This window comes from uncultured Mucilaginibacter sp. (genome assembly GCF_903893715.1).
Classification (GTDB): Bacteria; Bacteroidota; Bacteroidia; order Sphingobacteriales; family Sphingobacteriaceae; genus Mucilaginibacter.
This window is the reverse complement of the sequence record NZ_CAITNG010000001.1, coordinates 1-18,517: the sequence shown is the minus strand read 5'-3', so window position 1 is coordinate 18,517 and position 18,517 is coordinate 1. Positions and strand designations below refer to the sequence as shown.

The 18,517-nt window shown below is 45.4% G+C and carries 21 protein-coding genes; 20 read left to right on the top strand and 1 reads right to left on the bottom strand.

Translation table 11 applies throughout. The annotated features are described in order from the left end of the window. Positions 1-31 precede the first annotated feature (31 nt). The 20 genes from QZX97_RS00105 (at position 32) to QZX97_RS00010 (ending at position 17,696) form a co-directional block, all read left to right on the top strand. Positions 32-403 (top strand): NADH-quinone oxidoreductase subunit A, encoded by a 372-nt coding sequence (locus QZX97_RS00105; protein ID WP_295654254.1) that lies wholly within the window; start codon positions 32-34, stop codon positions 401-403. 109 nt (positions 404-512) lie between these two features. Continuing rightward, positions 513-1,055, top strand: coding sequence for an NADH-quinone oxidoreductase subunit B (locus QZX97_RS00100; protein WP_295654252.1), 543 nt, complete (start codon positions 513-515; stop codon positions 1,053-1,055). Positions 1,056-1,057: 2 nt separating this feature from the next. Beyond that, positions 1,058-1,555, top strand: a complete 498-nt coding sequence (locus tag QZX97_RS00095) for an NADH-quinone oxidoreductase subunit C (RefSeq protein ID WP_295654250.1) — start codon at positions 1,058-1,060, stop codon at positions 1,553-1,555. A 2-nt stretch (positions 1,556-1,557) separates the two neighbouring features. Beyond that, positions 1,558-2,769, top strand: coding sequence for an NADH-quinone oxidoreductase subunit D (locus QZX97_RS00090; RefSeq protein WP_295654249.1), 1,212 nt, complete (start codon positions 1,558-1,560; stop codon positions 2,767-2,769). Then, entirely contained in the window at positions 2,762-3,286 is a 525-nt protein-coding gene (locus QZX97_RS00085) for an NAD(P)H-dependent oxidoreductase subunit E (RefSeq protein ID WP_295654247.1), read from the top strand. The genes QZX97_RS00090 and QZX97_RS00085 overlap by 8 nt, the downstream gene beginning before the upstream one ends. Before the next feature lie 195 nt (positions 3,287-3,481). After that, a complete protein-coding gene (nuoF, locus tag QZX97_RS00080; RefSeq protein WP_295654245.1) occupies positions 3,482-4,843 on the top strand; it encodes an NADH-quinone oxidoreductase subunit NuoF in 1,362 nt (453 codons plus the stop codon). A gap of 25 nt (positions 4,844-4,868) precedes the next feature. Then, positions 4,869-5,867 carry a 2Fe-2S iron-sulfur cluster-binding protein gene (locus QZX97_RS00075; RefSeq protein ID WP_295654243.1) on the top strand — a complete coding sequence of 333 codons (999 nt, stop codon included), beginning with the start codon at positions 4,869-4,871 and terminating at the stop codon, positions 5,865-5,867. Positions 5,868-5,869: 2 nt separating this feature from the next. Further along, positions 5,870-6,928: an NADH-quinone oxidoreductase subunit NuoH gene (gene nuoH / locus QZX97_RS00070; RefSeq protein WP_295654241.1), complete on the top strand. Its 1,059-nt coding sequence runs from the start codon at positions 5,870-5,872 to the stop codon at positions 6,926-6,928. 6 nt (positions 6,929-6,934) lie between these two features. After that, the gene (locus tag QZX97_RS00065; RefSeq protein WP_295654239.1) at positions 6,935-7,432 is read left to right on the top strand and encodes an NADH-quinone oxidoreductase subunit I; all 498 of its coding nucleotides are present in this window, start codon (positions 6,935-6,937) and stop codon (positions 7,430-7,432) included. A 60-nt stretch (positions 7,433-7,492) separates the two neighbouring features. Beyond that, on the top strand, positions 7,493-7,996 hold the full coding sequence (locus tag QZX97_RS00060) for an NADH-quinone oxidoreductase subunit J (RefSeq protein WP_295654237.1): 504 nt from the start codon (positions 7,493-7,495) through the stop codon (positions 7,994-7,996). A gap of 2 nt (positions 7,997-7,998) precedes the next feature. Continuing rightward, positions 7,999-8,328, top strand: a complete 330-nt coding sequence (gene nuoK / locus QZX97_RS00055; RefSeq protein WP_295654235.1) for an NADH-quinone oxidoreductase subunit NuoK — start codon at positions 7,999-8,001, stop codon at positions 8,326-8,328. 70 nt (positions 8,329-8,398) lie between these two features. Continuing rightward, positions 8,399-10,327 (top strand): NADH-quinone oxidoreductase subunit L, encoded by a 1,929-nt coding sequence (gene nuoL, locus QZX97_RS00050; protein ID WP_295654256.1) that lies wholly within the window; start codon positions 8,399-8,401, stop codon positions 10,325-10,327. 21 nt (positions 10,328-10,348) lie between these two features. After that, positions 10,349-11,815 carry an NADH-quinone oxidoreductase subunit M gene (locus QZX97_RS00045; protein ID WP_295654233.1) on the top strand — a complete coding sequence of 489 codons (1,467 nt, stop codon included), beginning with the start codon at positions 10,349-10,351 and terminating at the stop codon, positions 11,813-11,815. Positions 11,816-11,818: 3 nt separating this feature from the next. Beyond that, entirely contained in the window at positions 11,819-13,198 is a 1,380-nt protein-coding gene (locus tag QZX97_RS00040) for an NADH-quinone oxidoreductase subunit N (protein ID WP_295654231.1), read from the top strand. A gap of 59 nt (positions 13,199-13,257) precedes the next feature. Continuing rightward, positions 13,258-13,920, top strand: coding sequence for a DedA family protein (locus QZX97_RS00035; protein ID WP_295654229.1), 663 nt, complete (start codon positions 13,258-13,260; stop codon positions 13,918-13,920). Positions 13,921-13,925: 5 nt separating this feature from the next. Beyond that, positions 13,926-14,471, top strand: coding sequence for an inorganic diphosphatase (locus QZX97_RS00030; RefSeq protein WP_295654228.1), 546 nt, complete (start codon positions 13,926-13,928; stop codon positions 14,469-14,471). A 7-nt stretch (positions 14,472-14,478) separates the two neighbouring features. Beyond that, positions 14,479-15,822, top strand: coding sequence for a hemolysin family protein (locus QZX97_RS00025; RefSeq protein WP_295663946.1), 1,344 nt, complete (start codon positions 14,479-14,481; stop codon positions 15,820-15,822). 11 nt (positions 15,823-15,833) lie between these two features. Next, positions 15,834-16,541 carry a 16S rRNA (uracil(1498)-N(3))-methyltransferase gene (locus tag QZX97_RS00020; protein WP_295654224.1) on the top strand — a complete coding sequence of 236 codons (708 nt, stop codon included), beginning with the start codon at positions 15,834-15,836 and terminating at the stop codon, positions 16,539-16,541. Then, positions 16,538-17,194 (top strand): DUF4159 domain-containing protein, encoded by a 657-nt coding sequence (locus QZX97_RS00015; RefSeq protein WP_295663943.1) that lies wholly within the window; start codon positions 16,538-16,540, stop codon positions 17,192-17,194. The genes QZX97_RS00020 and QZX97_RS00015 overlap by 4 nt, the downstream gene beginning before the upstream one ends. Position 17,195: 1 nt before the next feature. Beyond that, the gene (locus QZX97_RS00010; protein ID WP_295654221.1) at positions 17,196-17,696 is read left to right on the top strand and encodes a biotin/lipoyl-containing protein; all 501 of its coding nucleotides are present in this window, start codon (positions 17,196-17,198) and stop codon (positions 17,694-17,696) included. A 5-nt stretch (positions 17,697-17,701) separates the two neighbouring features. Here the strand turns inward: QZX97_RS00010 and QZX97_RS00005 are convergent, their stop codons facing one another. After that, a complete protein-coding gene (locus tag QZX97_RS00005; RefSeq protein ID WP_295654219.1) occupies positions 17,702-18,448 on the bottom strand; it encodes a DUF4197 domain-containing protein in 747 nt (248 codons plus the stop codon). Between the last annotated feature and the right edge of the window lie 69 nt (positions 18,449-18,517).

Sequence of the window (18,517 nt, the reverse complement as noted above, 5' to 3'; positions counted from 1 at the left end):
TATTTGATTTGTTTCCCCCTATATTTGCCGCATGGAATCTCAAAGTTTGCCGGTTAATTATTTGCCCATCATTTTCCAAATGATAGTGGCATTGGCTTTTGTGGTAATCGTAATGTTTGTTACCCATAAATTAGGCCCCACGCGTAAAACAGCCGATAAGTTAACCACGTTCGAGTCGGGTGTGGAAGTAATAGGTAATGCCTTTACACCCATATCCATCAAATACTTCCTGGTAGCCATATTGTTTGTGTTGTTTGATGTGGAAGTAATTTTTATGTACCCCTGGGCGGTAAATTTTAAAGACTTAGGTTCGCCCGGCATGATCGAAATGTTCATTTTTATGGGCACCCTGTTGTTGGGCTTTATATACGTCCTGAAAAAAGGCGCTTTGGATTGGGATTAATTAGAATAATTCTAAATACCAACCTTAGTGTTTTTTTAACACTGTTGAACAGATTATTGTTAATTTTGCACTCATCCTTGTAAAAGGTGGGTTTTTATATTAGAAGCTTATGAGTGACATTCAAATTGTTGAAGCCCCTCCGGGCGTTGAAGGGTCGGGATTTTTCGCTACATCATTGGATAAGGCCGTTGGTTTGGCCCGTTCATACTCACTGTGGCCCTTGCCTTTCGCAACATCATGCTGCGGTATCGAGTTTATGGCTACCATGGCCTCACATTACGACCTTTCTCGTTTTGGTGCCGAGCGTTTAAGCTTTTCGCCCCGCCAGGCCGACTTGTTGATGGTAATGGGCACTATTGCCAAAAAAATGGCCCCCGTACTACGCCAGGTTTATTTGCAAATGGCCGAACCCCGTTGGGTAATGGCCGTAGGTGCCTGCGCATCAAGCGGTGGTATTTTCGATACTTATTCGGTTTTGCAAGGTATCGACGAGATTATCCCGGTTGACGTTTACGTTCCCGGATGCCCGCCACGCCCCGAAGCCATTATCGATGGTTTTATCAATATCCAAAAACTGGTACAAACAGAATCGGGCCGCAGGCGCGAAGACCCTAAATACCAGGAATTATTAGCTAAATACGGAATCCTATAGTAATGGCCAAAATATCGAACGAAGAGCTTCTTCAACAGTTGGTTTCAAAATTTGATGACAAGATCACCCAATTGGGCGACCCTTATGGCCTGCTTACCATCGAAACCAGCCGCGATGAGATTACCAATGTTTTAAGCTACCTCAAAAACGACCTCGATTTTATCCATTTAACCGATATTACCGCCATTCACTATCCCGAATTGGAAAAACCTTTTGGGGTAATTTACCATGTACACAACCTGGCCGGTGGCATCCGCATCCGCATCAAAGTATTTTTAGCTGCCAACGATGTACACATCCCTACAGCAAGCGAAATATGGAACGGTGCCAATTGGATGGAACGCGAAACCTATGACTTTTTCGGGATCCAATTTGACGGTCACCCCGATTTGCGCAGGATACTGAATGTTGACGATATGGAGGTTTTCCCGATGAGGAAAGAATATCCTTTGGAAGACCCGAACCGTATAGATAAAAAAGATTATTTCTTTGGAAGATAAACATGCACAATCACCTTCTCATAACAGATAACGATCCGCAAAGTGAGCTTTCCACTTTAAACCTGGGGCCTACCCACCCGGCAACGCATGGTGTGTTCCAAAACGTACTGGAGCTGGATGGCGAGCGGATAGTGAGCGGCGTATCAACCATCGGTTATATTCACCGTGCTTTCGAAAAAATTGCCGAACACAGGCCATTTTACCAGATAACCCCATTGACCGATCGTTTAAACTACTGCTCATCGCCCATCAACAACATGGGCTGGCACATGACGGTGGAGAAATTATTGGGTATCGAGATGCCAAAACGTGTGGATTATCTGCGCGTTATCATCATGGAACTGGCCCGTATTACCGATCATATTGTTTGTAACGGCGTATTGGGTGTTGATACCGGTGCCTTTACCGGCTTTTTGTACATGATGCAGTTCCGCGAGCATGTGTACGAGATATACGAAGAAATTTGCGGGTCGCGCCTTACTACCAATATTGGCCGTATAGGTGGTTTCGAACGTAATTTCAATACCATCGCTTTTGATAAAATCAGGAAATTCCTCAAGGAGTTCCCTGTAGCGCTGCGTGAGTTTGAAGCGTTGTTTAACCGCAACCGTATATTTATCGATCGTACCAAAGACATCGCCGCTGTTACTGCCGAAACCGCCCTGAGCTACAGCTGGACCGGCCCGATACTGCGTGCCGCAGGAGTTGATTACGATGTGCGCGCTCAAGAGCCATATAGCTCGTATCAGGATTTTGATTTTGAAGTACCCGTAGGCACCAATGGCGATGTTTACAACCGCTTTTTGGTACGTAACGAAGAAATGTGGCAAAGCCTGCGCATCATTGAGCAAGCCATGGAAAAACTGGAGAAAGAAGATTTATCCATTTTTCACGCCGCTGTGCCCGAGTTTTATTTGCCGCCTAAAGAAGAAGTTTACAACAATATGGAAGCCCTTATTTATCACTTTAAAATTGTGATGGGCGAAATAGATACTCCTACAACCGAAGTTTACCACGCGGTTGAAGGCGCCAATGGCGAACTGGGCTTTTATTTGGTGAACGATGGCGGCCGCTCGCCCTACCGTCTGCATTTCCGCAGGCCAAGTTTTGTAAATTACCAGATGTACGCGCCCATGAGCCGCGGTATGGTACTGAGCGACGCGATTATTAACATGAGTAGTTTAAACGTTATAGCCGGAGAATTAGATGCTTAGAGTTGAAGATACACAAGGCCAGGTCGAGTTTTCGGCAGCACTCATCACAAAGTTCGATGATGTGGTAAGCCGTTATCCGGAAGGAAAACAAAAAGCCGGCCTATTACCTATACTGCATTTGGTACAGGCCGAGTTTGGCTGGGTAAGCCCGCAGGCTATGGATAAAATAGCTGAATATTTGGATATACAGCATGTTGAGGTTTACGAGGTGGCTACATTTTACAGCATGTACCTGCTGAAACCACAGGGAAAATACTTTTTGGAGGTTTGCCGCACCGGTCCTTGCTGCCTGAATGGTGCAGAAAAACTGATGGGTTATATTGAACAAAAATTGGGTGTAAAAGAAGGCGAAGTTACTGCCGATGGCTTGTTTAGCTGGCGCGGTGTGGAGTGCCTTGCAGCCTGTGGCTTTGCCCCGGTTTTGCAAATTGGCCCCGAATATACTTTTTACGAAAACTTAACCCCCGAAAAGGTGGATAAGCTGATAGCAGACCTAACCGCTCAAACAAAAAATTAAGGAAATGAAACAGAGAATGACTTTAGTTTTATGGGATGTCGCGTTAATAATTGGTATTGCACTATACATATCTCTGCATCATGATTACCCGCTTATTGGCTGGTTATCGATGGTGATGTTTTTAATTTGCACAAGAAATAGTATTAAAAATCATACGGCCACCTACACGTTAACAGGTAAAATATATTAACAGTAATGGGACGCAAATTATTATTAGAACATATTAACGTACCGGGCATCGAAACTTTTGATGTTTACCGCTCGAAAGGTGGTTATGATACCGTGGCCAAAGCTTTGAAAATGACCACTGATGAAGTGGTTGAAGAAGTAAAGAAATCGGGTTTGCGCGGCCGTGGCGGCGCGGGTTTCCCTACAGGTATGAAGTGGAGCTTTTTGGCAAAACCCGAAGGCCGTGCACGTTATTTGGTTTGTAATGCCGATGAGTCGGAACCGGGAACCTTTAAGGACCGTTATTTGATGACTTATATCCCGCACTTGTTGATTGAGGGTATGATCATATCGAGTTATGCCCTGGGTGCCAAAGTATCGTACATCTACGTTCGCGGCGAAATGATGCCGCAGATACGCATCCTCGAAAAAGCCATCGCCGAAGCAAAAGCAAAAGGATTTCTTGGTAAAAATATTTTAGGCTCCGGTTACGACCTCGAACTATACGTACAACCCGGGGGCGGCGCCTACATTTGCGGCGAAGAAACTGCGCTGTTGGAATCGCTGGAAGGTAAACGTGGTAACCCGCGCATTAAACCACCATTCCCGGCTATTGCGGGTTTATGGGGCTGCCCAACGGTGGTAAACAATGTGGAGTCGATAGCTGCAGTTGTCCCTATCATCCGCGATGGCGGCGATGAATATTCCAAAATCGGTATCGGTCGCAGTACAGGTACCAAACTGATATCGGCATCGGGCAACATCAACAAACCCGGCATTTACGAAATTGAATTAGGTGTTTCGGTTGAAGATTTTATCTACTCCGACGAATATTGCGGTGGTATAGCCAATGGCAAGCGCTTAAAGGCGGTTGTTGCAGGTGGGTCATCGGTGCCAATTTTACCGGCCAACCTCATCACCAAAACCATCAAAAACGAAGCCCGCCTGATGAGCTACGAATCCCTCTCCGACGGTGGTTTCGCTACCGGAACCATGATGGGTTCGGGTGGTTTCATCGTGTTTGACGAAGACCAGTGCATTGTGCGCAATACCTGGAACTTTACCCGTTTTTACCACCACGAAAGTTGCGGGCAATGTTCGCCATGCCGCGAAGGCACCGGCTGGATGGAAAAAGTATTGCACCGCCTGGAATATGGCCACGGCAAACTAAGCGACATGGACCTGTTGGTGGATGTATCGAAAAAAATTGAAGGAAATACCATTTGCCCTTTAGGTGATGCGGCAGCATGGCCCGTAGCCAGCGCCATCCGCCACTTTAGGGACGAATTTGAATGGCACGTTACCAACGGAGCAGAAGCAGTTACAAGAAACTTTGGTTTGGCACATTATGCCGATCCGCTACCGGTATTAGAGCCAGCAGCACAATAGGGAATTAACTTTTGAATTGAAATAGATGAAAGTTACAATAGACGGAATAAGTATTGAAGTACCGGAAGGAACAACCATCCTGAATGCCGCGAGAATGATAGGTGGCGATATCGTTCCGCCGGCTATGTGCTATTATTCCAAATTAGAAGGCAGCGGTGGTAAATGCCGTACATGTTTGGTAAAGGTAAGCAAAGGCTCCGAAAAAGACCCGCGTCCTATGCCAAAACTCATCGCATCGTGCCGTACCACGGTTATGGATGGCATGGAAGTGCAAAACATTACCTCGCCCGAAGTGATTGAGGCACGCAGGGGTATTGTGGAGATGCTGCTTATTAACCACCCGCTCGATTGCCCGATATGCGATCAGGCCGGCGAATGCCACTTGCAGGATTTAGGCTACGAACACGGCCTGGCAAAAACCCGTTACGAGTTCGACCGTCGTAAATTTGAAAAGATAGATATTGGCGATAAAATACAACTGCACATGACGCGCTGCATCCTTTGCTACCGTTGCGTGTTTACCGCCGACCAGATAACCGACCACCGCATACATGGTATTTTAAACCGCGGCGACCATTCGGAAATATCGACTTATATCCACGCTGCTGTCGATAATGATTTTTCGGGCAATGTTATCGATGTTTGTCCTGTTGGCGCTTTAACCGATAAAACTTTCCGTTTTAAAAACCGTGTTTGGTTTACCAAACCCGTTGATGCGCACCGCGATTGCGACCACGAAAAATGCAATGGTAAGGTAACGCTATGGTATAAAGGCGAAGACGTAATCAGGGTTACTGCGCGTAAGGATGTTTATGGCGAGGTAGAAGAATTTATTTGCAATACCTGCCGTTTTGATAAAAAGAAAACCGCCGATTGGGTAATTGAAGGCCCGCGCCATATTGCCAATACTTCGGTTATAAGCTCGAACCATTACGAAACTATGCACCCGCTGCCGGTTGTAAAGTCCGATCCGAAATTGATTGAGGCAAACGAGGAACAATTTGAACGCAATACACGCTTATAATAATGGAATTAGCTTTAATAGGATTTGTTGGCGAAAAATTTATACTGGTAGGCATTATCTTCGGTATAAGTTTGGTTGTTGCTATGTACAGCACATATGCCGAACGTAAAGTAGCCGCATTTTTTCAGGACAGGGTTGGCCCTAACCGCGCAGGCCCGCTGGGCATATTACAGCCCCTGGCCGATGGTGCCAAAATGTTCATGAAAGAAGAGATTATCCCCACAAGGGCAAGTAGTTTGCTCTTTATCGTAGGGCCATCGCTCGCTATCATGACGGCCTGTATCGGGTCTGCCGTAATACCATGGGGGCAACCGGTTATTATCGGTTCCGATTATTTCGACCTGCAGGTAGCCGATATCAACGTTGGCGTACTCTATATTTTTGGTGTGGTATCATTAGGCGTTTATGGTGTCATGATAGGCGGTTGGGCATCAAACAATAAATATTCCTTGTTGGGCGCTATCCGCGCGGCATCGCAAAATATCAGTTATGAAATCGCGATGGGCCTTTCCATCATCGCCTTGTTAATGGTTACCGGTACCTTAAGCTTGCGCGAGATTGTTGAGCAGCAACACGGCTTTTGGCACCACGGTTACTTTACCTGGAACTTCTTCCGTCAGCCATTGGGCTTTTTGCTCTTTATCGTTTGCGCTTTCGCGGAGACCAACCGCACGCCTTTCGATTTGCCGGAGTGCGAAACCGAGTTGGTAGGTGGTTACCACACCGAATACTCATCCATGAAACTGGGTTTTTACCTGTTTTCGGAGTATATCAACATGTTTGTTTCATCGGCAGTAATGTCTACTTTATATTTTGGAGGTTACAATTATCCCGGCATGGATTACGTGAACGCTACTTTGGGGGGTACTTGGGGCCCGCTGGTTGGTGTAGGCGTATTGTTCGCTAAAATTGTATTCTTCATCTTCTTCTTTATGTGGGTACGCTGGACCATCCCGCGTTTCCGCTACGATCAGCTGATGGATCTGGGTTGGAAAATACTCATCCCCCTGGCCATAGCCAATATTGTTTTAACAGGTTTATTTAGTACGTTTTTCAAATAGGTATACATGGAACCATTAACCAGTAAACGTAAGGTTATTGAATCAAAACCGCTCAACTTTTTAGAACGGGCCTACCTGCCTGCCATATTAAGCGGTTTGAGGATAACCGGAAAACACTTTTTCCGCAAAAGCGTAACCATCAGGTACCCGGAGCAAAAAAGGGAATTTTCCGAAAATTTCCGGGGCATGCACTCGCTTAAACGCGACGAAGAAGGCCGCGAGCGTTGTACCGCCTGTGGTTTGTGCGCCTTATCATGTCCGGCTGAAGCCATCACCATGATAGCTGCAGAACGCCAGCCTGGCGAAGAGCATTTATACCGCGAAGAAAAATACGCCGCCGTTTACGAGATCAATATGCTGCGCTGCATTTTTTGCGGCTTGTGCGAAGAGGCTTGCCCTAAAGAAGCAATCTACTTAGACGGCGATATCGTCCCTTCAAATTATTTGCGGAAGGATTTTATTTATGGTAAAGACAAATTAGTGGAGGAGCCATTAAATCAATAAGGAAGTTTTATACCTTTGCCCATCTTTTAAAAACAGGCAACGGTACTTTATAATATAAAAATGAGTTTATTTTATTTTGTCGCGTTTTTGTCGATACTGTTCGCACTCCTGGTCATCTTTGCAAAGAACCCGGTGCACAGTGTGCTGTACCTCATCTTAACGTTTTTTACCTTTACCATACAGTATGTTTTGCTCAATGCCCAATTTTTGGCCATCGTAAACTTTATTGTTTACATGGGTGCCATTATGGTGCTGTTCCTGTTTGTTATCATGCTGCTCAATTTGAATAAGGATTCGGAACCCATACGTTCCAACTTTATCAAGTTTGCCGGCGTTATAGCCGGTGGCTGTTTACTCGTGGTTATTGTAGCGGCGGTTAAGGCATTAGACAAATCGCAACCGGTAATCCTGCGCCAGGGCGACCTCGGTCTGGTAAAAAGCCTCGGTAAAGTATTGTTCAACCAATTTTTACTGCCCTTCGAAGTTTCGTCGCTATTGCTGTTCTCGGCAATGGTAGGCGCAGTTTTATTGGCCACTAAAGATAAACAACCCTCAAACGCGTAACCATGGATACTTTATCACAAAATATACAGGCCGTACCGTTAAATCATTACATCATCCTGTGTTCTATCATATTTTCGATAGGTGTTATCGGGGTGTTAACGCGCCGCAACGCCATCGTGATATTTATGTCGGTGGAGCTGATGCTGAACGCAGTTAACCTGTTGCTAACCGTGTTTTCGGTTTTCAGGGGCGATCCTAACGGACAAGTGTTTGTGTTTTTTATCATGGCATTGGCTGCAGCCGAAGTATCGGTAGGTTTGGCCATTATCGTGATGATATACCGCAATACCAATTCGCTGGATATTAACGTGCTGAACAGGTTGAAGTGGTAAGTTAGAGGCAAGAATTAAGAGTCAAGAATCAAGAAAAGGTCCTTCGAGGTCCAAAAGAATAATATAAATGATAAATAATTACATCTGGCTTATTCCTTTATTACCCTTAGCTGGTTTTATTATCAATGGGCTTGGCCGCAATGCTTTGTCGAAAGGTGCGATAGGCTTTATTGGCAGTACAGTAGTGCTGTTGGCTTTTGGCTTAAGTATAGCTGCCTTTTTGCAAATCAATTCCGATCCCGCGCACAAAGCCATCGAAGTCACTTACTTCGATTGGATACATGTTGGCAGTTTAACTATCCCTTTCTCTTTTTTGGTTGACCAGTTGAGCGTTATCATGTTGCTCATCATTACAGGCGTTGGCTTCCTTATCCATGTTTATTCGGTAGGTTACATGCACGATGATGAAGGTTTTGGCAAGTTCTTCTCGTATTTAAACTTGTTTATCTTCTTCATGCTGTTATTGGTGCTGGGTTCAAACTATGTCATCATGTTTATCGGCTGGGAAGGCGTCGGGTTATGCTCATATCTGCTTATCGGTTTCTGGTATAGCAATGCTGCCTATTCTGATGCGGCCAAGAAAGCTTTCGTTATGAACCGCATCGGCGATTTGGGTTTCCTGATTGGCGTATTCGTTATCATTCAAACATTCGGCAGCGTTACTTTTTCGGAAGTGTACGACAGGGCATCGTTGATGCACCCATATAATCCCACTTTGTTGTTGATTACCTTGCTGCTGTTTGTTGGCGCAACCGGTAAGTCGGCGCAGATACCCTTATTTACCTGGTTACCCGACGCTATGGCTGGCCCAACTCCTGTTTCGGCGTTGATACACGCTGCTACTATGGTTACCGCCGGTGTGTATATGATAGCACGCTCAAACATCCTGTTTACTTTGTCGCCGGTTACCATGCACATCATCGCTGTTATCGGTCTGGCAACCATCGTCATGGCCGCCATCATCGCGATGACACAAACGGATATCAAAAAAGTATTGGCTTACTCAACCGTATCGCAATTAGGTTACATGTTTTTAGGTTTGGGCGTAGGCGCTTATACAGGTGCTTTCTTCCACGTATTAACGCATGCTTTCTTCAAGGCCTTATTATTCCTGGGCGCGGGTTCGGTTATCCACGCGGTTAGCGGCGAGCAGGATATGCGTAAAATGGGCGGCCTTAAAGGCAAACTGCCGGTTACCTTCATCACCATGCTCATCGGTACACTGGCCATATCGGGTTTACCGCCGTTCGCGGGTTTCTTCTCTAAGGATGAAATATTGGCCAACGTTTACAGCCACAGCCCGGCTTTATGGGTAATTGGTGTTATCGCGGCCATGTTTACGTCGTTCTATATGTTCAGGATGTTGTACCTTACCTTTTACGGTAAATTCAGGGGCACGCACGAGCAGGAACATCATTTGCACGAATCTCCAAAATCAATCACAATACCATTGGTTGTTCTGGCCATACTTTCCATCGTTGGTGGCTTTATCAATGTACCGAAAGTATTGAGCGGCCATCACTGGTTGCAGGATTTTCTGGCGCCGGTTTTCAAAAAATCTACAGCCATACAAGAGCTTTACCCTCACGAACTGGCCCCATCCACCGAATGGCTGCTGATGGGCGTTTCTGTTGCCGGAGTTTTGATAGCCTTGGTTTGGGCATACATTAAATACAACAAGAACGGCCATGTGCCCGTTGCCGATACCGAGCAACGCCCCGCGCTTACCGGTTTGGCCTATAACAAGTTTTATATCGACGAAGTATACGATGCATTCATCCGCAAACCACTGGATGGCCTCTCTGTCTTTTTCTATAAGGTTATTGATAAGCTGGGCATAGATGGTTTTGTGAATGGTTTGGGCAGCGGCTCAATGGAAGCCAGCAAAGACCTGCGCATGTTGCAAAGCGGCAATGTAGGTTTCTATATTTTTATGATGGTGATAGGCATCCTGGCCATTTTGGGCTACGGTATCTACACGGTGTTACATATAATTTAATAAGGCATTACAATACACACAATGACGGTTATTATCCTACTTCTTTTACCACTGCTTGGTGCCCTTGTAACCCTGTTGTTTAAAGGCGCTAATGCTAAAACAGTAGCCCTGTTATTTGGTTTGGCCGAGCTTGCCGTCGCAGCAACTTTCCTTTCGCAATTTATACCCGATGCCACCACCCAGTTTGGTGTTGATTTTGAATGGATAGCAAGTGCCGGTGTTCATTTTAAAGCCGGTATCGATGGTATCAGCATGGTGATGGTATTGCTTACCACCTTATTGGTACCCATTATTATACTAAGCACATTTAAGCACGACTATAAAAACCCTGCCGTATTTTACGCCCTGATATTGTTTATGCAAGCTGGTTTATTGCTGGTTTTTACAGCATTGGATGGCTTTTTATTCTATGTGGGTTGGGAAGCGGCCTTGATACCCATTTACTTTATCTGCGCGCTATGGGGCGGCGGCGACCGTATTCGCATCAACATCAAATTCTTTATCTACACCTTTGCGGGCTCCTTGTTTATGTTGTTGGGTTTGATTTACCTGTACACACAAAACCCGGCCCACAATTACGATATACAGGCATTTTACCATCTGCATCTGAGCGCTTACAAGCAATCATTTGTTTTTTGGGCGTTCTTTTTGGCTTTCGCGATAAAAATGCCGCTGTTCCCATTCCATACCTGGCAGCCCGATACCTATACCGAATCGCCGACAGGCGGCACCATGATGCTTTCGGGCATTATGCTAAAAATGGGTATCTATGGTGTTATCCGCTGGTTGATACCCGTATCACCCGCAGCTTTCGCTCAATGGGGCCCGGTAGCTATCGTTTTAGCGGTAATCGGTATAGTTTACGCGTCGCTCATTGCCTTTAACCAAAAGGACGGCAAACGTTTGATCGCTTATTCGTCAATCGCCCACGTTGGCCTGATAGCCGCCGGTATTTTTGCCTGGGATATTCAAGGCATACAAGGTGCCTTGATACAAAGTTTGAATCACGGTATCAACATCGTTGGTTTGTTTTTTGTGATGGATATTATTAGCCGCAGGCTCAACACCCGCGACATCGACCAAATGGGCGGCATCGCTAAATTGGCTCCGCAGTTCGCCATCATGTTTCTCATTATTGTTTTGGGTACCGCGGCATTGCCCTTAACCAACGGTTTCATCGGCGAGTTTTTGCTACTCAACGGAATTTATCAATACAACATCTTCTTATCGGCTGTAGCCGGGTTAACCATCATCTTCTGCGCGGTATATATGCTCAGGATGTATAAAAAAATTATGCAGGGCGAAACCAACGCTTTAACTGCTGTGTTTACCGACATCACCGGTTCCGAAAAAATTGTACTGGGTATTATCTGTACGCTCATTATTGTTATCGGGGTGTACCCTCAATGCATTTTACACCTCAGCGAAGCCAGTGTTCACCACCTGATTGAGCAGGTAAACCAAAACAAATTAACCTCAGTAAAGTAAACCATGAATACGCTGATCATCATTTCTGTTTTACCGATCGTAATACTATACCTGGGTTTATACAAGCTGAAAAAAGCTTTGCTGCCGGTTACTGTTATTGGTTTGTTAATTGCCCTGGGTTTTGCTTTTGCCGATTGGGGCAAAGAAGCCGCGCCGATATTTAATGGCATGATGCAGTTTAACAACTTCTCTATCGCGTTTTCGGCACTCACCATATTGTCTACTATCCTGATACTGCTGCTATCAAAAGATTATTTTGAACGCATCAGCGATCACGTTGCCGAATATTACGCGGTGATGTTGTTCGCGCTGGCGGGCATCATCGTTATGCTGTCATACCATAACCTCACCATGTTGTTTATCGGTATCGAAATCATGTCGGTTAGCTTGTACATTTTGGCGGGTATCAAAAAGAACGACGTCGCCTCAAACGAAGCTTCGCTGAAATACTTTTTGATGGGCGCTTTCTCTACCGGCTTTTTGTTGTTCGGTATTACCTTGGTGTATGGTGCCTCCGGTTCTTTCGACCTGAGCGACATCCGCGCCTGGATACTGATGAATCCTGCCCATCTCGACCCCTTGTTTTATACCGGGGTGTTATTGATGATTGTAGGCCTATGCTTTAAAGTTGGCGCTGCCCCTTTCCATTTCTGGACGCCTGATGTGTACGAAGGTTCACCTACGCTGATTACCGCTTTCATGTCTACCGTAGTAAAAACTGCAGGTTTCGCGGCATTTTTGCGCTTGTTCTCCACCTGCTTTAATCCGTTGTCGGCTTATTGGGCCCCTACGCTGCTCATCATCACCATGCTTACGCTGTTCATCGGTAATATTACAGCCCTGTATCAGCACAGCTTTAAACGGATGCTGGCATTTTCGAGCATATCGCATGCAGGCTACTTGATGTTCGCTATTGTGGCTTTAAGTGCAAGCTCGGCCAATTCGGTTTTTGTCTATGCCACTGCTTATTCTATCGCTTCTATTATTGCCTTCGCAGTATTGATTTTGGTGAGACAACAAGCAGGCAGCGACAATTTCGACAGCTTTAACGGCCTCGCGAAAAAGAACCCGTTTTTGGCATTGACGTTGACAATCGCTATGCTTTCATTAGCGGGTATACCGCTAACCGCGGGCTTTATCGGCAAGTTCTTTATGTTTACCGGCGCATTGATGCAATACCAGGTGGCTTTGGTCATTATAGCTGTTGTAAATGCCATCATTAGCATTTATTATTACTTTAAGGTGATTATAGCCATGTACTTTAATGCCGCCGAACCGTCGGAAGTGCCTGTTCCGGCCTATTTTACATTTGTTTTAGGCTTGTCGGCACTGGCTACCATCGTTATCGGGGTGTACCCGGTTTTGATATCGGGCCTTATTTAATATCTGTCAGACCTGCAAATTGATTTAATAATTTGTAGTTTTACTGATAGATACTCTGAATGGAAAAATTCTGGGAACACCTACAAAATTTAACTGATGCGCGGCAAATCATAAGTCAAGGTGGTTTTTACCTCCTGCTGGTGGTTGTTTTTGCCGAAACCGGACTTTTTTTTGGCTTCTTCTTACCAGGCGACTATCTCCTGGTCTTAGCTGGTGTGCTTTGTTCGGCAGGTATGCTGGGCGTTCCCATCTTCGTACTGATACTCAGTTTAATTTTAGCGGGCTTTTTGGGCAATATGGTGGGGTATTGGTTTGGGTTCCGAACTGGCCATTTGCTCTTCAAAAGGGACGACTCTTTGTTCTTTAAAAAGCGCTATGTACACGTCGCCGAGAACTTTTATAACCAATATGGTGGCATGGCATTGGTTATGGGAAGATTTTTCCCGATAATTAGAACTTTTGCACCTATCTTTGCAGGAATTGTTAGGGTTGATTTTAAGCGGTTTACGTTTTTTAATCTGATAGGCAGTATTGCCTGGGTAACAATCCTGACGTTGGCGGGTTACTTTTTAGGACAGAAATACCCGCACCAGATAAAGGATTACTTACAATATATTGTATTTGGCCTGATACTGGTAACAACAATACCTTTGTTACTGGCTTTTTTACGAAGAAAGCTGATAACAGAGACAAATGATGAAATTGATAAAAAAACAGAATAATATCTATGAGCACGCAGCATCCCTGGCACCAGGTTTCTCCGGGAGAAAATATACCTACTATTGTAAACGCCATTATCGAGATACCCAAAGGCTCGAAAGCGAAATACGAAATTGATAAAGATTCCGGATTATTGAAACTGGATAGGGTATTGTTCTCGTCGGTAATGTACCCGGCTAATTACGGTTTTATACCCCAAACCTATTGCGATGACCATGACCCGCTGGATATATTGGTGTTGTGTTCCGTGGATGTTTACCCCATGTCTATCATCGAAGCGCAGGTTATCGGTGTGATGCACATGGTTGATGGCGGCGAACAGGACGACAAGATCATCGCGGTAGCAAAAAACGATATGTCAGTAAACTACATCAACGAACTGACCGAGTTGCCGCCGCATGCCATGAAAGAGATTGTCCGTTTTTTCCAGGATTATAAAAAATTGGAAGGTAAAAACGTTACCATTGAGCATTTAATGGGCCAGCGTTATGCCTACAAAGTTATTACCGAAGCCATGGAATTGTACCAGGCTACGTTTTCCTCGTACCAATAATTAATCAATGGCGCACCCCGATTTAGACATAAGCGGAACCTATATCTTTCTGACCTTTTTCCTGGTTGTGCTCAACGGCTTTTTTGTTGCCGCCGAATTTGCCATTGTTAAGGTACGTGGTTCGCAGATCGAGATACAGATCAAATCGGGCGGACGCATGGCCAAAGTGGCCCGTGGTATTATCCACAACCTGGATGGCTATTTGGCAGCTACCCAATTGGGTATCACCATCGCGTCGCTGGGCTTGGGTTGGTTTGGACAGGATGTGGCCACTAAGCTGATGCTGAACATGTTTTCGATGTTCGGCCTGATCATCACATCGCCCCTCATTATCGATATCAGCCACGTGGCGGCCTTCGCGTTTATTACCGTGCTGCATATCGTTTTTGGCGAGTTGGCGCCTAAGTCCTTCGCCATACAGCGCCCGGTGAGTGTAACCATGGCCATCTCGTTCCCGCTGAATGTTTTTTATACGGTTTTTAAGCCAGTGATATGGGTACTCAACAAGTTTGCCAATCTGGTACTCGCCTTGTTCGGCATAAAACCTACCGAAAGCGGCGATGCACACCATAGCTCCGAGGAACTGCAATATCTGCTTGATCAGGGAAAAGAAAGCGGTGCCATCGATTCGAACGAACATGAGCTCATCAAAAACGTATTCGATTTTAACGAGCGTGTAGTAAAAAACATCATGGTGCCCCGCACTAAAATATCGGGCATCGAGCTGACTACTACCAAAGAAGAGCTGCTGAACGAGATCATCGCCGAAGGGTACTCGCGTATGCCGGTGTATGATGATACCATTGATAAGATTGTCGGCATCGTACACGCCAAAGATATTTTGCCCCTATTGGTAAACAACGTGGATTTTGCCTTGAAAGACATTATCCGCAAACCCTATTTCATCCCCGAAACCAAAAAGGTAAATAACCTGCTGGCCGAGCTGCAACAAAAACGCATCCAGATAGCCATTGTGCTCGATGAATTTGGCGGCACCGCGGGTATGATTACCCTCGAAGATATTGTTGAAGAACTGGTTGGCGAGATACAGGACGAATACGACGAAGAAAAACCAATTGTAGAGAAATTGAACCACCGCGAGTTTGTGATCAACGCTTTGGCGCCCATATACGATGTTAATGAGTTTTTACCGCACGATTTGCCCGAAGACGGCGACTTCGACACGGTATCGGGTTGGTTGGGCGATATTTTTGGCAAGATACCCGAAGTGGGCGAGCAGAAGGAGGCTAATGGTTACAACATCACCGTGCTCAAAAAATCCGAACAAAACATCGAATCGGTAAAGCTGGAGTTGCTGATTGACGACAAAGATGCCATAGATTTGCATTAAACCCGCAGGCCATGCAGCTTTTTTACACCCCCGACCTTACTGACGCCTCGCCCGTTTATTATTTAAATGAGGAGGAAAGCAAACATTGCGTCCGCGTGCTGCGCCTAAAAACCGGTGACAAAGTACAACTCATCGACGGGAAAGGCGGCCTGTACGAAGCGGAGATTGTGGATGAGCATCCCAAAAGGGTAGCGCTAAAACTACTTAGCCAACAACAACAGTACGGCAAACGCAATCACTACCTGCATATCGCGGTAGCACCAACAAAAAATATTGAACGCCTGGAATGGTTTTTAGAAAAAGCGACCGAAATAGGTATCGACGAGATATCACTCATCATCTGCCAGCGCTCCGAACGTAAGGAAGCCAAGGCTGAGCGTTTAAATAAAATCATTACATCAGCCATAAAGCAATCGCTAAAGGCATATCATCCGCTTTTGAACGAGCCTGTGCCTTTTCAAAAACTCATCACACAACCTTTTACCGGTCAAAAATTTATCGCGCATTGCGAACCGGGGGATAAGATAGCACTCAAAAAAAACCTAACTTTAAATGACCGTTATTTGATTTTGATAGGTCCCGAAGGTGATTTTTCGCCAAAAGAAATTGAAGATGCTTTGCAAAATGGATTTGAACCAATAACTTTAGGGAATAACCGTTTAAGAACAGAGACCGCCGCATTGGAGGCCTGTTTCGAAGTGAACTATTTAAACAGATGAAGTTTGTACCTGCCATAGCCGTTTTTTGCCTGCTGATTTTCGGCAGCTTTAGCGACCCTACCTATAAAATGGCCAAGGTAAAATACAATGGTGGCGGCGATTGGTATGGCGACCGCACCGCCCTACCCAACCTGATTGCCTTTTGCAACGAAAATATCAAGACCAATTTCCAGGCCGAAGACGATGTGGTGGAAGTGGGCAGCGCCGAGATATTCAATTACCCATTCATCTTCCTCACCGGGCACGGTAACGTGATGTTCAGCGACCAGGAAGCCAAAAACCTGCGTAAGTATTTAACTGGTGGTGGCTTTTTGCATATCGACGACAACTACGGGCTTGATGTATTTATACGCCGCGAAATGAAAAAGGTATTCCCCGAATTGGAGTTTGTGGAGTTGCCGCCAAACCACCCCATATTTCACCAGAAGTTTGATTTCCCGAACGGCTTGCCAAAAATACATGAGCACGATGGCAAACGCGCGCAAGGCTTCGGCTTAATTTATAAAGGCCGCTTAGTTTGCTTTTATACTTATGAGTGCGATTTGGGAAATGGCTGGGAAGATTTTGGTACCTATCCTAATGATACACAAGAATCGCGGATGAAGGCCTTGAAAATGGGGGCCAACCTGGTTCAGTACGTTTTAACACAATAATATGTACAAAATTAAAGTAAACGAACATATCGATCTGGATGTGGAAACCGGCAAAACCGGCAGCGCCATTAATGGCAAAGCGGCAAATGCCGTTATCAGCAAAATCGACGCGACGAATTATCACATCATCGAAAACTACCGCTCGTACAACGCCGAGGTGGTAAGCTTTAACAAGGAAGAAAAAACAGCCGTTATCAAAGTGAACGGCAATACCTACGAACTGAAAGCCAAAGACCAGTTTGACGCCCTGTTGGACCAGCTGGGCCTGAGCAACCTGAACGCCAACAAAATAAGCGACATAAAAGCCCCGATGCCCGGCCTGGTGTTAAAGGTTTTGGTAAACGAAGGCGACGAGGTTAAAAAAGGCGATAACCTGTTTGTGCTCGAAGCCATGAAAATGGAAAACATCATCAAGGCACCGGCGGACGCCACGGTAAAAAGCATCAAAGTAAAACCTACCGACAAGGTTGAAAAAGGGCAGTTGATTATATTGTTTAAATAATCAAATTAATTAGCCGGTTTATTCTTATCCGCGTAAGCGAAAACCTTTTGCATAACCGGGCTTGGGCGTGCGCCTATGTTTTGGCGGATGTTTAGCTCTTCTACAGCAATTTGCACAAATAAGCCATCAATAGCTTTTTGGCAGGCATAATCGGCAATATCCGGATTGATTTTACTCACAAAAGGTATCCTGTTATAGGTGTTGGCGGCCTGTCCATAATATTGCGTGGCACCTACCTTGTTCAGGCTGGCTTGTATAATGGGTTTAAAGGCCAGTATCAGCGCTGCGGTAGTGGTACGTTTAAAATATTGTGTCGCCGAATCGTTGCTGCCCAAGAGTATCTTCATGGCATCGTCCAATGTCATTTGTTTAATGGCATCAATAAAAATGGGTTTAGCTTGAGTTGCGGCGTCTTCGGCCGCGCGGTTGAGGGATAGGATTACCTTATCGCAAAGGTCGTTCATGCCCAATTGCCTCAAACGGCTTTCTACTTTCTGCGCTTCGGGCGGGAACAATATTTTTACAGCCGGGTTGCCAAAATAACCGTTAAGGGCCGAAAGCTGGTCGCTGCTTTTTGATGTGCCTTGTGTAAGTGCCTGTTTTAAGGCTGTGCCTACATCAAGGCTCGATGGTGCGCCATTGCCACCGGTAACTTTTTGGATGATGGAAGGTAATTTTATCTGTGCCATCAGCGTAAAACTGCCGGCAAATAGTAAAGCTGTTGCGAGGGTAAATATGCGTAAGTTTTTCATTTCAGAATGTTCGTTTTTTTTCAATTACACGCCCTATGGGTTTGGCATGCAATTAACGAAAATATCGGC

What these genes read in the sequence shown, in the direction of transcription:
- QZX97_RS00105 (WP_295654254.1), top strand. Translation starts at nt 32, where the DNA reads ATGGAATCTCAAAGTTTGCCGGTTAATTATTTGCCCATCATTTTCCAA.
- QZX97_RS00100 (WP_295654252.1), top strand. Translation starts at nt 513, where the DNA reads ATGAGTGACATTCAAATTGTTGAAGCCCCTCCGGGCGTTGAAGGGTCG.
- QZX97_RS00095 (WP_295654250.1), top strand. Translation starts at nt 1,058, where the DNA reads ATGGCCAAAATATCGAACGAAGAGCTTCTTCAACAGTTGGTTTCAAAA.
- QZX97_RS00090 (WP_295654249.1), top strand. Translation starts at nt 1,558, where the DNA reads ATGCACAATCACCTTCTCATAACAGATAACGATCCGCAAAGTGAGCTT.
- QZX97_RS00085 (WP_295654247.1), top strand. Translation starts at nt 2,762, where the DNA reads ATGCTTAGAGTTGAAGATACACAAGGCCAGGTCGAGTTTTCGGCAGCA.
- nuoF (WP_295654245.1), top strand. Translation starts at nt 3,482, where the DNA reads ATGGGACGCAAATTATTATTAGAACATATTAACGTACCGGGCATCGAA.
- QZX97_RS00075 (WP_295654243.1), top strand. Translation starts at nt 4,869, where the DNA reads ATGAAAGTTACAATAGACGGAATAAGTATTGAAGTACCGGAAGGAACA.
- nuoH (WP_295654241.1), top strand. Translation starts at nt 5,870, where the DNA reads ATGGAATTAGCTTTAATAGGATTTGTTGGCGAAAAATTTATACTGGTA.
- QZX97_RS00065 (WP_295654239.1), top strand. Translation starts at nt 6,935, where the DNA reads ATGGAACCATTAACCAGTAAACGTAAGGTTATTGAATCAAAACCGCTC.
- QZX97_RS00060 (WP_295654237.1), top strand. Translation starts at nt 7,493, where the DNA reads ATGAGTTTATTTTATTTTGTCGCGTTTTTGTCGATACTGTTCGCACTC.
- nuoK (WP_295654235.1), top strand. Translation starts at nt 7,999, where the DNA reads ATGGATACTTTATCACAAAATATACAGGCCGTACCGTTAAATCATTAC.
- QZX97_RS00045 (WP_295654233.1), top strand. Translation starts at nt 10,349, where the DNA reads ATGACGGTTATTATCCTACTTCTTTTACCACTGCTTGGTGCCCTTGTA.
- QZX97_RS00040 (WP_295654231.1), top strand. Translation starts at nt 11,819, where the DNA reads ATGAATACGCTGATCATCATTTCTGTTTTACCGATCGTAATACTATAC.
- QZX97_RS00035 (WP_295654229.1), top strand. Translation starts at nt 13,258, where the DNA reads ATGGAAAAATTCTGGGAACACCTACAAAATTTAACTGATGCGCGGCAA.
- QZX97_RS00030 (WP_295654228.1), top strand. Translation starts at nt 13,926, where the DNA reads ATGAGCACGCAGCATCCCTGGCACCAGGTTTCTCCGGGAGAAAATATA.
- QZX97_RS00025 (WP_295663946.1), top strand. Translation starts at nt 14,479, where the DNA reads ATGGCGCACCCCGATTTAGACATAAGCGGAACCTATATCTTTCTGACC.
- QZX97_RS00020 (WP_295654224.1), top strand. Translation starts at nt 15,834, where the DNA reads ATGCAGCTTTTTTACACCCCCGACCTTACTGACGCCTCGCCCGTTTAT.
- QZX97_RS00015 (WP_295663943.1), top strand. Translation starts at nt 16,538, where the DNA reads ATGAAGTTTGTACCTGCCATAGCCGTTTTTTGCCTGCTGATTTTCGGC.
- QZX97_RS00010 (WP_295654221.1), top strand. Translation starts at nt 17,196, where the DNA reads ATGTACAAAATTAAAGTAAACGAACATATCGATCTGGATGTGGAAACC.
- QZX97_RS00005 (WP_295654219.1), bottom strand. Translation starts at nt 18,448, where the DNA reads ATGAAAAACTTACGCATATTTACCCTCGCAACAGCTTTACTATTTGCC.